Here is a 13,521-nt window from a genome sequence, read left to right on the forward strand (position 1 = left end):
TCAGCCTATTAGATAACAAGTTATCAAATCGCCTATTTGAAGATTTGTTTCCGCATCAATAAAAGCGAGGGCATTGGCATGAGCCATCGAAAGGATCATGGAGGAAGCCTGCCCGTCCAGGATCCTTACCTCATCATTCTCGATCTTCGCCTTTAAAAAAGAAGGCCTGTCGGAACGATTGTAATAAGGTTCTTTTAAAGGAAATTGGAATTTTGGAAGTCCCTTCTGCTGAAATCCACTGAATTGCTGCAAGAACGGCAGGACATAGATATAAAAACAACTGAGTGAAGAAGCAGGATTCCCCGGAAGCGCGAAGACAAATTTGTTTGCTTTTCTCCCAAAATACAGCGGTTTTCCGGGCTTCTGAAAAACTTTATAAAATTGCTGCTCCACTCCATTTTCTTCCAGCGCCTGTTTCACAAAATCATAATCTCCTACCGAAATTCCGCCGGAAAGAAGCAGGATATCTGCCTGTTCCAATGCTTCGGAAATTCCAGTCTTGATCTGCTCAAAATCATCCGGAAGGCTATGTTTTTTGTGTACGGGAAATCCAAAATTTTCAGCAGCAGCAGAAATTGCGAAACTGTTAGATTCATAGATCTGCCCTTCGCCTTTTGCTTTCCCGGGCTGCACCAGTTCGTTCCCGGTGGTGATCAGATTAATGATCGGTTTTTTGAAAACTTCAACCTGGTCCATTCCAAGTGCTCCGATCATGCTAATTCCGGCTGGAGTAATGGTATAACCTTTATCAAAAACCAATTGTTCTTTCTGTAATTCACCCCCTTTTCTTCGAATGCTCTGGCCTTCCTTTGGCAATTCATCCAGGAAAAGCTTCTCTCCTTCCACCCTGGTTTTTTCCTGCATCATGACCGCCGAAGCAGCGGCAGGCACACGAGCCCCGGTAAAGATCCGAACGGCTTCTCCTTCCCGGAGATCTAATTCTTCAGCATCACCTGCCGCAACTTCCCCAATGATCTGGTATTCTTTTGAAATTCCGCATAACGCATAACCGTCCATTGCCGAATTGTCGAAAGCCGGCATATCAAACGGTGCACGAATTTCCGAAGAAACAGCGAAACCAAGAGAATCGCTCAATTTTCGTATTTCCGTAGATAATTCGATCTGCTGATCATTGATGACCTGTAAAGCTTCTTCAATTTTTAACATTATCCTCCAATTGAGATCATAGACCGGTTCTTTTCATAATGATCGGCTTCCATTTTTACATCCATCCCATCGCGGGAATGCTTTTTGGTCTTGATAGCGTTGATGATTAAATTTTCCATAGGTTCTCCATTGCGGAGAGAGGTTAAAAGATCGGTTTCAGAATTGGCAAAAAGGCAGTTTTTCATCTTACCATCAGCCGTGAGCCTGATACGATTACATTCGTCACAAAACGGGTTGGTAATCGTACTCACAATGGCAAAACTACCGGTATGACCGGGAACTTTAAAATTCGTGGAAGTACTGTGTTTCGGGTTTTCCAGCTCCTCAACAGCGCCAAATCTTTCAGAAACCATATCCAAAATTTCCTGCTTGCCTACCCCTTTGCTCCAATCCCATTTATTTCCCTTGAAAGGCATAAATTCGATAAATTTCACCGTCAGCTTTTTGTGGCGCGTCAATTCGATAAAATCTTGGATTTCGTTATCGTTCACACCTTTGATCAGGACGATATTCAGCTTAACCTCCATTCCCCTATTCAGGGCCGAATTGATATTTTTCCAGATCCGATCAAAATAATCCCGTTTACTGATAAAAACAGATTTGGCTTTATCCAGCGTATCCAGGCTGAGGTTGATCTTCCTCAGGCCTATCTTCTGGAACAGCTCAAGGTATTTATCCAGCAGAATACCGTTGGTCGTGATCTTCAGCGTAAAACCCATTTTCGCCAGTTCTTCCACTAAATAGCCGAAATTCTTCCGCACCAGTGGCTCACCTCCTGTAAGCCGGACCGTGTCAACTCCCAGGCTTCGGAAAGTCCCTGCCAGCGAAAGGATTTCCTCGAGGCTCATAATACTTTCTTTCTCCATCAGCTCGATACCTTCTTCCGGCATGCAGTAAAAGCAACGCAGGTTGCAGCGATCGGTGAGCGAAATCCTGAGGTAATTATGAAGCCTCCCGAAATTATCTATTATCTGTCCTTTCTTCTCAATCATGTCTTTTTCCTTCTATCACTTTAAACACGTGCAGCACGTGCGGAAAAACAGCTTCCATACACTCAGCCGCGCCTTTAGTAGAACCGGGCAAGGCAAGGATCAGTTTTCCGTTTTTCATCCCCGCGATTGACCGGGATAGCATGGCATAAGGCATTCGCTGCTGACCGAAATCACGCATTTGTTCTTCTACGCCTTTTAACCGAAGATCCAGCAAAGGCTCAATGGTTTCCGGTGTCACGTCCCTTGGTCCCACACCAGTTCCACCTGTAAAAATCAGTATATCTGAAGTGGCTTCGGAAATACTGTTTCTAATCTTTTCAGCCTCATCAGGGATGATCCATTTTTCTGAATTTATCCCCAAATCCATCAGTTTGGAAATGATCGCTTCGCCAGCTTTATCTTCTCCTTCTCCTTTTGAAATAGTATCGGAACAAACAATCACCTGCGCCGTCAATCCTTCTGAATTCACCTTGAAAGAAGATTTCCCGCCTTTTTTCTGTTGCAGCCTGATCGTTCCAATTTCCACATTCTTATCAATGGGTTTCAGCATATCGTACATCGTGAGCGCCACGATACTCGCCCCGTGCATCGCTTCCACTTCCACCCCGGTCTTATAGATCGTTTTCACCTTTACGGAAATATGAATTTCAAGGCCGTCTATCTCATACTCGATCCCGGTATATTCTATGGGTAACGGGTGGCAGTCTGGCAGTAATTCCGGGGTTTTTTTCACTCCAAGAAGTCCGGCGGCCTTAGCCATTTCAAAAACATTCCCTTTTGGAACCTTGTTCTCCCTGATCGCTTTTATCGTTTCTTCACTGCTCGTTCTAAGCGTGGCAATGGCCGTAGCCTCCCGGAGCGTGGTGATTTTATGTGTAATATCAACCATCTAACTGTTCACTTTCCATTGATGTGTTTCGTCTTCAAAAATCTCTTTGCCGAAGATGGGTACCCTGGCTTTGATTTCTTCCACCAGGAAATTACAGGCCTCGATCGCCACTTTCCGGTGTGCGGAAGAAGTAAAGACGAACAGGCAGATCTCGCCGGTTTTGACTGGTCCAAGACTGTGATAAATATGGCAACAGGTCATATCGAATTTTGAAAATGCGGCTTCCCGAATTTCATGAAAAACCGTTTCGGCCATTTCCTCATAAGCGGTATACTCAATCGCGCTCACCGTTTTTCCATCAATTTCATCCGCACGTATTTGTCCCAGAAAAATACTGTGCGCCCCAATATTGGTTTTCGACTGGTGATTCGCGATGGAAGTCGCAATTTTTTCCGGAGGGATCGCTCCCTGCATGAATACTTTTTTCGGTTGTTTCTTATCCATCAATAATTGTTTCTATTCCTCCTTCAACATTCTTCAAATTTTCAAAGCCGTATTCTGCCTGTAAAAGTTCCACCACTTTGCCACTGCGTTTACCCGACTGGCAGAAAACCAATACTTCTTCCTCCTTCGGAATTTCCCAAATTCGTTCGTCCAGGCTGCTCAGCGGGATTTGTATGACTTTTTCTGAATCTATTTTTGGTTGTTCAAAAATTTCCCGAATATCCAGGTAGGTTTTGTTTTCATCAGAAATCCGGCAATTGATCTTCACCGGAATAATCCCGTTTTTCAGCACTTTTTCGATCTCTTCGGGCCGTTTGGCAATAGTCAGGTGCTGTTCCTGTCCGCTTAATACCTGTAACAGTTTCAGCTTCCCGGAAAAGACATTTCCAATCCCCAGTAACATCTTGAGAACTTCCGTAGCCTGCATAATTCCAAGCATTCCGGCAGTCACTCCCAACACTCCCGTTGCCTCACAGCTGATATTTTGCCGGGTGGTCTTCGGAAAAAGACAACGATACGACGGTCCGTTTTCAAAATTGAAGACTGAAAGTTGGCCTTCATTCTTATAGATCGAAGCGTACACCCAGGGTTTTCCGGTTAAAATACAGGCATCATTGATCAGGTATTTGGTCTCAAAATTGTCGGTCCCGTCAATGATAATATCAAAATTTTCGAAATATTCCTCCGCATTTTCTACAGTGAGAGCCTGCTCAAAAACCTCAATTTCAATTTCTGAGTTGATCTTCTGAAGCCTTTCCCCCGCAACCGTAGCCTTCGCCTTGCCCACCTCTCCTTCTTCGAAAAGCAACTGCCGGTGCAGATTGGTTCTCGAAACCCGATCGTGATCCAGCAAACCGATTTTGCCAACACCGGCCCCAGCCAGGTATTGCGCTGCCGGGCACCCCAGGCCACCAACGCCCACGATCAGAACGCTGGAGTTTTGAAGCTTTTCTTGCCCTTCTTCTCCAACCCCGTCAAGTTTTATTTGTCTTTCGTACCTCATCATCCTCCTGCAAAAGGCGGTAAAAAGGCCACCTCATCGCCTTCTTTTAGTTCAATTTCCTGATTTAGATGCTGGTTTACGGCTATTTGCACCGAATCCGGATCCTTAATTCCGTAACTTTTCACCTGATTCATTTTTAATTCTGAAACGCTGGTTCCGGGATCTAATTCGAGTTCTTCTTCCGGTTTCCCCACGGCTTCCGCGATCATCCCGAAATATTTCACCTGTACTTTCATTCCTGTTCCATTGCTTTTAATCGTTCCACATCGGCCTCGGTATCCACATCAAAATGGCCTCCTTCCAATTTCACTGTTGAATATTCAAGGTTACTTTTGAAAAGCAGTTTTTTAGCCCCGTGATCACCTTTTAATCTCAATAATTCGGGGAACAATCTCGCTGAAAAAATTGCCGGCACTCCCAGATTCCCTCCATATTCTGAAAAACTGGCTTCTGAATTATTTTGTAACTGACTATCGATCAGGTTGTGCAAATGCTGCCTGTTTACAAATGGCTGGTCGCCAACCAGGATCATGATCTGCTCCAGTTTCGGGCAGTTTTTCAGTGAACCTTCAACTCCTTTCCGAATACTGGAAGCCATTCCTTCCTGCCAGTGTTCATTTTGCACCACGGCAAAAGAATGTTTTTGAATTTGTTTGGTAATTGCAGAATAATTTGCCCCAAGAATCAGAGTTTTTGTAACAAAATCAATACTTCCCGCCACCTTCAAGGCATGATCCAAAAGGTACTGATCTCTAAACCGAACCAGCTGTTTAGGCCGGCCCAGACGTTTTGATTCGCCAGCCGCCAATATGATCACTCCTATTTTTTGCTGATTGCTCAAATCGCCAGTCTTTTAAATTGTTTACCTCGTTTTTCGTGAATGGGAGCATCTTTTTCCTTTAATGGTCTCGCCTCTTTCCCGGCTAAAACCGATTGTATTTCTGCTAAAATCGACAATCCGATCTCTGCCGGTGTTTCTGCTCCAATTTCAAGTCCAACAGGTGCATGAATTTTTTTTAGCAACGCTTTAGAAAGTTGGATATCTTCTTCCGCCAGGTCCTTCAGCATGCGATCGTATTTCTTTTTTGGCCCAAGAATACCGATATAAGGCAATTCCTGTTCCTGCAGCAGCAATTTTAAAACCGCCAGGTCATAGTTGTAATTATGACTCATCAGCACGAAACAACTTCGATTATCGATCTTCAAATTTTCCAGTGTTTGCTCCGGTTTGGAAACGATCACCTGGCAGGAACTTGAAAATCGCGTGGAATTGGCGCGGCTCGGCCTGCCATCGGTTACGCTCACCTTCCAGCCAAGCAGTTCTGCCTGAAGAGCCAATATTTGAGCATCGTTGCCCGCACCTACCAGGATCAGTTTGACGGGCGGCTGGTAATTTTGAATAAAAAATTGTGAAACTTCAGAAGCTTCTTCAAATTCCACAAATTGAGAATCATTTCCTTGTAAAACCAGCTTCGCTTCATGTTTCAGAATTTCGAGTTGTTCTGCGCTAATATGCATTCCGTGAGTGATGGTTTCTTCATCGATCAACAATATGGTACCAGGCTGCTCCGCCGTTCGATCCAAATTAAAGCCAATGACGATCGCCTGCTTTTTGTCAGAATCTACCGCTTTTTGCAGCATTTCACAGGCGTTATAAGCATTCTCAAAATCAATCGGTTCGAACAACACCTGTATGATCCCATTGCAACCCAGCTGTGCGCCGATCACCGCGTCGTCCTCATCACTGGTATCATAGGTCACCAGTTTATTTTTTCGCTGATGCATTGCCAGCAAAGCCTTTCGCAGCGCGTCACCTTCCAGGCAGCCACCGCTTATCGCTCCAGTAATATTCCCCAATTCATCTACCAGCATCCTCGCACCGGCACGACGATAAGACGAGCCCTCCACGTGAACGACCGTGGCCAGAATAGCTTCTGTTTTAGCCATTTTCAGCTCCCGGTATTTTTTCAGTATTTGCTCGATTTCTCTCATACTTCGGCTTTTTTGAGCTGTTGCACGCTTTTGGTAATTTCAGCAATGGCCTTATCGATCTCTTCGGAAGTAGTGAATTTCCCCAGACTGATGCGTAATGAGGAGAGTGCAAGTTCTTCGCTTAGTCTCATGGCTTTTAACACATGAGAGGCCTTCATTTCATTGGCCGAGCAGGCAGAACCTCTGGACACAGCCAGGTTTTTCAGTTTCCTGATGAGCTGCTGACCGTCTATGCCTTCGAACGAAATATTCGTCGTATTGGGTAATCTGCGAGAATTATAAGAATTGATCCGCGCCCCTTTGAGCCTTTTTAATCCGCTTTCCAGTTGCTTCCGTAGTTTTTGCAGGCGGTCCGCTTCTGCTTTCATATCTGCACGGGCCACCTCGGCAGCCTTTCCAAATCCCACGATTCCCGGAACGTTCAAAGTACCGGGGCGCATGCCCTTTTCCTGCTGACCACCAAAATTCCGCGGCCCCAAGCGGACTTTATTCTTTTTGTTGATATACAATGCACCGATACCTTTTGGGCCATACATTTTATGAGCCGAAAAGAAGGCCACATCCAGGTTCAGTTCCTCCAGGTTCACCGGTATCTTCCCCACCGCCTGCGTGACATCACTCATCATACTTGCCTGGTGACGATGTACGATCTCTGAAATTTCCTTCATGGGCTGGATAATGCCCGTCTCGTTATTAGCTAGCATCAGGTTGACGAGAATGGTTTCCGAAGAAATCATTTTCTGAAGTTGCTCCAGGTCTATATTCCCATCACTGTCAACATCAAGGTAAGAGACCCTGCAACCGCTTTTTTCCAGGGCCTGCAGGCAATCCAAAACCGCTTTGTGCTCGGTTTTACAGGAAATAATATGCTTCCCTTTATGGCCGTTCTTCTCGCAAAAACCGAAGAGAGCCATATTTGCAGCTTCCGTTGCACCAGAAGTAAAAGTGAGATCGGCCGGCCGGCAATGTACTAACCTGGCGATTTGTTCACGAGAATGCTCCACGGCTTCCGCAGCCTGCCATCCAAAAACATGATCGCTACTGGGGTTTCCGAAATCTTCGGTGAAAAATGGCAGCATGGAATCCAGCACTCGCTGATCCAGCGGAGTGGTCGCATTGTAATCCAGATAAATGAGCTCGCCTGAAGACATCTTTGAAGCGTTATGTATTGGTGAATATATCGAAGTTTAAATTTAAAGAAGACCGAAGACATAGCCCCGGCCTTTAATGCTAATTTAAGAACCTTAAATGTGTACGTTCTTTTTCCAGTGTCTCCGCAAGCCTGTACTTCAGCTGTTCGTATTCCTGCATCAGGATTTCTGCCTGGCTGGTAACTACTGCACCGCCGCCGTGAGAGCCTCCTTTTTTGGCAATAACCATCGGCTCTCCTGAAAACTGATTCAGCCTCTGCACCATTTCCCATGCCTTTTTATAAGACATGCCCATTTCCGCAGCTGCCCTGGATAATGAACCTTCAGATTGTATCCATTTCAGCAATTCATGCGGGCCAGGACCGTAAAATTTTTCGCCTTCCTGTTCTATCCAACACTTGAAATTGATCTTTTTCATACCAATTATCAGGTTTTCAGATCTGATGAAGTGTTTTTCAACTGGTTGATAAATGGCTGTTTGTAAAAACGCTGACCGGTCGCCTTATACAGCGCGTTGGCCAGTGCTCCCTGTACCGGCGGAAATGGCGGTTCTCCCAATCCTGTAGGATCAATTCCATTTTCCACAAAATGTACCTCGATCGCCTTAGGCGCCTGCTTATGCCTGATCAGCTGATACTTATCAAAATTGCTCATTTGCGGCACGCCTTCCTTAAAGCTCATTTCGCTGTAAAGTGCGTGCCCGATGCCGTCTATGGTTCCTCCTTCTACCATATTCGTGGCAGCATCAGGGTTTACCACAATTCCGCAGTCGACTGCACAAACCACTTTATCAATCACCGGTTCATTATTTTCTATACTCATATCCAGAATCTGGGCGACGTAGGAATTATGACAGTAGTAAGCTGAAACGCCCCGCGCACCAGTCGAGGAATTGGAAGTCCAACCAGATTTGTCACGAACCATTTCCAGCACTCCGGCGTATCGCGCCGGATCATAATCGTTCTCCTCGCCCACCGGATCATTTTTGGCACGGTCTAGCATTTCCAATCTGAATTCGATAGGATCTTTACCCATTTCTTCGGCAAGTTCATCCAGGAAAGACTGTTCGGCTCCCGCAATAAAATTGGACCTGGGCGCACGAAATGCTCCTACTGAAATATTGGAATCCAGTGTCCAGCTTTCCGCCAGGTAATTATCTAAAGCTCCGGCCGGGAACCGATTCGCAAATAACGGACTCTCCGGAATTCCCCCCGCATTAACATGAAAAGCAGTAAGATTATTATTTCCGTCGAGCGCCGCGCGATAGGTTACATGGTAAGCCGGGCGATACACGCCATTCGTCATATCGTCTTCCCGGGTGTAAACCAGCTTGATGGGTTTGCCCATTTTTTCTGAAATGACCGCAGCCTCCACAAGAAAATGACCATACAACCGGCGACCAAAACCACCACCCATACGCGTCATTTGAACATCAATATCTTCCAGTTCCATCCCCAGGCGCTTTTGGATACTTTTTTCGGCATATTCCGGCGTCTGTATTGGTCCTACCAGTTCCGCTTTTCCGCCGCTAACATCCGCGAAAAAGTTCATAGGCTCCATGGTATTATGGGCCAGGAACGGGCAGGTATAGGATCGCTCGATAACCCGGGCGGCATTTTCGAAGGCCTTTTCCGGCTCTCCATCCTTGCGAACCACTTCAGCTTTTTTGGAACCTACATCGGCCATCAGGGAATAATGAATATCTGTATTTTCGAGACCCGTAGCATCCTTCATTCCTGCCGATTTTTCCAAAATTTCGATCTCTTTGGTCAGTTCTGGATTCAGGTCCCATTCTACATTCAATGCTTTCTTTGCCTTCAGGACCTGCCAGGTAGATTCGCCCACCACCACGGCTAATTTGGAAAAAGCAGCCACATCGCTCCATTCTTTTTCCATGTCTTCCGGATAGGTATCTATCGTGAAAACATCTACAATTCCCGGCATTTCCTTAACCTTATCGGCATCCATGGACTTCAATTCCATTCCGAAGGCCGGGGGCTGTACGATCATGGCGATCAACATTCCGTCTTTATAGGTGTCCAGACCGTAAAGCGGCTGGCCGGTCACAATCTTTTTTGCATCAACATTTTTGCGGGAAGTACCAATAATCCTGAAATCGGCATTATTCTTCAGTTCCACTTCAGTTGGAACTTCGAGTTTGGAAGCCGCTCCCGCAACCTCCCCAAAACCAAGTGATTGATCGCTGTTTTTATGACTAATGACTCCATTCTCGACGGTCAATTCTTCCGCAGGAACTTCCATTTGATTAGCTGCCGCCATCACCAGCATTTGCCTGGCAGTAGCGCCGGCCATGCGCAGCGTTTCCCAACCCTGACGTATGGATTGGCTTCCCCCGGCAAGCTGCCGGGTAAAAACATCGGTATTGAGCGGTGCCTGTTCCACTACAACATTATTCCAGTCAACATCCAGTTCTTCAGCCACGATCATAGGCATCGACGTTTTTACATTCTGGCCAATTTCAGGATTCGGTGAAAATATGGTTACCACGCCGTTGTCCCCAACTTTTAAATAGCCGTTTAGCTCAAACCATTCATCTGGCATTTCCAATACTGCTGTTCCTTCTGCTTCTGCTTCCGCAGCCCGCTTACACGCCATCCAGTTAAACCCGATCACCAGGCCGCCACCCGCTAGGGATACGCTTTTGATAAAGGATCTTCTGCCTATTCCAGTTTTTACTTTACTCATTTTCTTCAGAATTTAAATTGAACTACAGCCTAAGCTGTTTGTGATCTGGCAGCTGTTTTGATGGCCGCTTTTATTCGCGTGTACGTCCCGCAACGACAAATATTTCCGTTCATCGCGGTTTCAATATCTGTATCGCTGGGATTGGGATTTCTTTCAAGCAGCGCCGCAGCACTCATGATCTGGCCCGCCTGGCAATAGCCGCACTGAGGGACATCGATCTCCAGCCAGGCTTTTTGTACCGGGTGATCTCCATTTTCTGAAAGACCTTCGATCGTGGTGATCTCGCTTTCCGCAACCGAAGAAACCGGCAACTGGCAGCTTCTCACCGCCGAGCCATTATAGTGCACCGTACAGGCACCACACTGGGCGATCCCGCAACCGTATTTCGTCCCAACCAGTTTCAGGTGATCACGCAATACCCACAGTAAAGGAGTATCAGGATCTACCTCAACGGTATGACTCTTTCCATTAATTTCTAAACTGAATTCTGCCATGGCCTTAATTTTTTCAAAAATTACTAATTAATTCTATATAATGCCAGTCCAACCGGCGATTTTACACCTAATCAAAACTATAGACCAGCAAAATGTTCCAAACGAAATTCGGATTAGGGAGACTTTCCGTATCAATAGCATTGTTTACGATGTTTTCTACGGAAACGGGAATATCTTTTTTGCCACTGAAATAAAGCCTGCTGTACAGGATCTGTCCAGAACATTTTGTTTCAGATAATAATACTCCAAAGAAAAAACGGCGCACCATATTTCCACAGATCATTTTGGAGATCTGGTCAAAAAAGAATCTGAAAAAAGGCTTAGGATCACTTCCCGTTAAAGCGGGTAACGCCTCGGAAAAATAGAGAATTGTTGAATCCACAAGACCGGAAAGCCAGATCGCTTATAAACTGGGATTTAAATACCCGAAGCACTTCAGCCAAATGTGCAAAAAAACTACCGCTATCACTAACGAATACCGGTAGTTAAATTGATATTTTAAGCCTGAACCCCGGGTTCCAGCGGAGCAGTGATCAGCTTTTCCGGAGTAATCGGGAGATCACGCATACGCTTCCCGGTCGCGTTGAAAATCGCGTTTCCAATCGAAGCTGCCACACTGGTAATACCCAATTCCCCGATACCTTTAATTCCCATTTTATTGGCAATCTTGTCTTCTTCCGGAAGAAAGATTACATCGATCTGGGCAAGGTCCAGGTTCACCGGGACATGATAATCAGCAAAAGAGCGGGTGATGAAATTCCCGAAATTCGGTTCGACACGGGTCTGTTCTGCCAGTGCCATCCCTGCTCCCATGGTGAGCCCGCCAATGATCTGCCCGTAGGCGGTTTTTGGGTTCAATATCCTTCCTGCCGATCCAACATTGACCATCCTGTTGATTCGCCACATACCGGTATCTTTATCAACCCAGACTTCGCAAAAATTGGCTCCGAAACTGTAAACCGAATGCTTTTCAAATTCTTCGGAGGGTTTCGCACTGCCTTCTGCTTCATATTCCATCAGGTTATTCTTCTGAAGCAGTTCTGCCACGGGAACTTCTTCCGCTTCAGGAATATTTAGTTTCTTCTTGAGTTCCTGCAAAGCCTTTTCACAGGCGGCCCTTGCACCATTGCAATAGGAAGCAGCTCCCCAGGAACCACCAGAGCCCGGTGTGACGGGAAAATCAGAATCCCCCAGTTCTACGCTCACCTGTTCCACCGGAATCTTTAAATATTCGGCAGCGGTCTGCGCGATAATGGTGTAACTACCGGTACCAATATCTGTTGCGTCCATCTTGATGGTTGCCTCCACCAAATCTTTATGCTGTTTCAGGATCACTTTGGAATGAGTTTCCTTGTAAGGAGAATTTCGGGATGCCGCGCTCACACCATAACCTTTGAGCCAGTTGCCTTCTTTATTGGTGCGCGGTTTCATATTGCGCTTTTCCCATCCAAATTTCTCCGCTCCTATACGCAGGCATTCCACGAGCAGGCGTGAGGAAAAAGGCTGATCCTCGCTTAGATCGGTTTGTGTATCGTTCTTTATTCGGAAATCGATCGGGTCCATTTTCAGTTTCCAGGCCATTTCATCCATTGCGCATTCCAGGGCGAAACTACCTGTAGCTTCTCCGGGAGCCCTCATGGCGAAAGGCGTTTGCAGGTTCATTGGCATAAGCCTGTGGGTCACGAGATTATTCGGAACCTTGTACAGCATTTTAGAAACCATTCCGCAACTTTCCTGGAATTCCTCATTAATAGAGGTATGGGAAAGCGTTTCATGGGCCAGGGCGGTAAGTGTCCCGTCCTTTTTGGCACCTATTCGCATATGTTGCTCGTTCCGTTGCCGCATCCCGGTATTGGTGAACATCTGGTGACGGGTAACGGTCATCTGCACCGGCCGGCCGATCATTTTTGAAGCCATCGTTGCCAAAATCACCTGGCGTTCCACTTTTAGTTTGGAACCAAATCCTCCGCCCACAAAAGCAGCAATGACCCGTACCTTTTCCTGCGGAATCTGAAAAGTTTCTGAAATCGCGATAGTCGCATCTTCGACCATTTGCTGACTCGCATAGGCCGTTACTCCGCCGTTTTCCCAGGACGCGATCAAGGCATGAAGCTCCATGGGGTGATGATGTTCAATTGGTGTATTGTATACTGCGTCTATGATCTCATCTGCTTCGGAAAGTCCTTTTTCAAGGTCTCCTCGCGAATAATCTGAACTTTCTTTTGGTCGATACGCCTTGTCTTTATTCTTTTCAAAAATTATGGCGGGAGATGCCTCTTTTCGATATTCTACTTTTACCAGTCGTGCGGCATATTGGGCCTGTTCAAAAGTCTCTGCGATCACCACGCCAATATACTGCCCGTAATAGTGCACTTTATGATCCTGGAGAACCGGTGCAATACTATCGGTGGAAATAGCGGCCGGTTCCTCCTCAAAAGTCTTCAGCTTTTCGGCATTTTGATGAGTGATCACCTTTAGCACTCCTTCCTGTTTCTCTGCTTCCGAAGTATCTATAGATACAATTTCTCCTTTGGCGATGGTACTGTTAATGCCTTGTGCGTAGACCTTATTTGGAACAGGGAATTCCGAAGCATATTTTGCTTTTCCGGTCACCTTCAAATGTCCTTCTACCCGATCGATCGCCTGGCCTACTGCCGTTTTTTCTACAATACTGCTCATATCA

14 protein-coding genes are annotated in these 13,521 nt (G+C 46.1%); all 14 read right to left on the reverse strand.

From position 1 onward, the window contains the following. On the reverse strand, window positions 1-1,167 hold the full coding sequence (locus GRFL_RS05210; RefSeq protein ID WP_083643606.1) for a molybdopterin molybdotransferase MoeA: 1,167 nt from the start codon (window positions 1,165-1,167) through the stop codon (window positions 1-3). Next, window positions 1,167-2,159: a GTP 3',8-cyclase MoaA gene (moaA, locus tag GRFL_RS05215; protein ID WP_083643607.1), complete on the reverse strand. Its 993-nt coding sequence runs from the start codon at window positions 2,157-2,159 to the stop codon at window positions 1,167-1,169. Before moaA ends, GRFL_RS05210 begins: the two co-directional genes overlap by 1 nt. After that, a complete protein-coding gene (moaCB, locus tag GRFL_RS05220; RefSeq protein WP_083643608.1) occupies window positions 2,152-3,048 on the reverse strand; it encodes a bifunctional molybdenum cofactor biosynthesis protein MoaC/MoaB in 897 nt (298 codons plus the stop codon). Before moaCB ends, moaA begins: the two co-directional genes overlap by 8 nt. Continuing rightward, a complete protein-coding gene (locus tag GRFL_RS05225; RefSeq protein ID WP_083643609.1) occupies window positions 3,049-3,492 on the reverse strand; it encodes a molybdenum cofactor biosynthesis protein MoaE in 444 nt (147 codons plus the stop codon). After that, complete coding sequence (locus tag GRFL_RS05230) at window positions 3,485-4,498, reverse strand: HesA/MoeB/ThiF family protein (protein ID WP_236995885.1); 1,014 nt, start codon at window positions 4,496-4,498, stop codon at window positions 3,485-3,487. The genes GRFL_RS05225 and GRFL_RS05230 overlap by 8 nt, the downstream gene beginning before the upstream one ends. Beyond that, a complete protein-coding gene (locus GRFL_RS05235) occupies window positions 4,495-4,731 on the reverse strand; it encodes a MoaD/ThiS family protein (RefSeq protein WP_083643610.1) in 237 nt (78 codons plus the stop codon). The genes GRFL_RS05230 and GRFL_RS05235 overlap by 4 nt, the downstream gene beginning before the upstream one ends. Then, entirely contained in the window at window positions 4,728-5,336 is a 609-nt protein-coding gene (locus GRFL_RS05240; RefSeq protein ID WP_083643611.1) for a nucleotidyltransferase family protein, read from the reverse strand. Before GRFL_RS05240 ends, GRFL_RS05235 begins: the two co-directional genes overlap by 4 nt. After that, window positions 5,333-6,487, reverse strand: a complete 1,155-nt coding sequence (locus tag GRFL_RS05245) for an XdhC family protein (protein WP_083643612.1) — start codon at window positions 6,485-6,487, stop codon at window positions 5,333-5,335. The genes GRFL_RS05240 and GRFL_RS05245 overlap by 4 nt, the downstream gene beginning before the upstream one ends. Then, on the reverse strand, window positions 6,484-7,638 hold the full coding sequence (locus tag GRFL_RS05250) for a cysteine desulfurase family protein (RefSeq protein WP_083643613.1): 1,155 nt from the start codon (window positions 7,636-7,638) through the stop codon (window positions 6,484-6,486). The genes GRFL_RS05245 and GRFL_RS05250 overlap by 4 nt, the downstream gene beginning before the upstream one ends. 79 nt (window positions 7,639-7,717) lie before the next feature. After that, the gene (locus GRFL_RS05255; RefSeq protein WP_083643614.1) at window positions 7,718-8,056 is read right to left on the reverse strand and encodes a winged helix-turn-helix domain-containing protein; all 339 of its coding nucleotides are present in this window, start codon (window positions 8,054-8,056) and stop codon (window positions 7,718-7,720) included. 8 nt (window positions 8,057-8,064) lie between these two features. Next, window positions 8,065-10,344 carry a xanthine dehydrogenase family protein molybdopterin-binding subunit gene (locus tag GRFL_RS05260; RefSeq protein ID WP_083643615.1) on the reverse strand — a complete coding sequence of 760 codons (2,280 nt, stop codon included), beginning with the start codon at window positions 10,342-10,344 and terminating at the stop codon, window positions 8,065-8,067. 29 nt (window positions 10,345-10,373) lie between these two features. After that, window positions 10,374-10,838, reverse strand: a complete 465-nt coding sequence (locus tag GRFL_RS05265) for a (2Fe-2S)-binding protein (RefSeq protein ID WP_083643616.1) — start codon at window positions 10,836-10,838, stop codon at window positions 10,374-10,376. Between the two features lie 67 nt (window positions 10,839-10,905). Next, window positions 10,906-11,220: a hypothetical protein gene (locus GRFL_RS05270; protein WP_083643617.1), complete on the reverse strand. Its 315-nt coding sequence runs from the start codon at window positions 11,218-11,220 to the stop codon at window positions 10,906-10,908. Window positions 11,221-11,336: 116 nt separating this feature from the next. Continuing rightward, window positions 11,337-13,517 carry a xanthine dehydrogenase family protein molybdopterin-binding subunit gene (locus tag GRFL_RS05275; RefSeq protein WP_083643618.1) on the reverse strand — a complete coding sequence of 727 codons (2,181 nt, stop codon included), beginning with the start codon at window positions 13,515-13,517 and terminating at the stop codon, window positions 11,337-11,339. Window positions 13,518-13,521: the final 4 nt, after the last annotated feature.

Source organism: Christiangramia flava JLT2011 (assembly GCF_001951155.1).
GTDB lineage: Bacteria > Bacteroidota > Bacteroidia > Flavobacteriales > Flavobacteriaceae > Christiangramia > Christiangramia flava.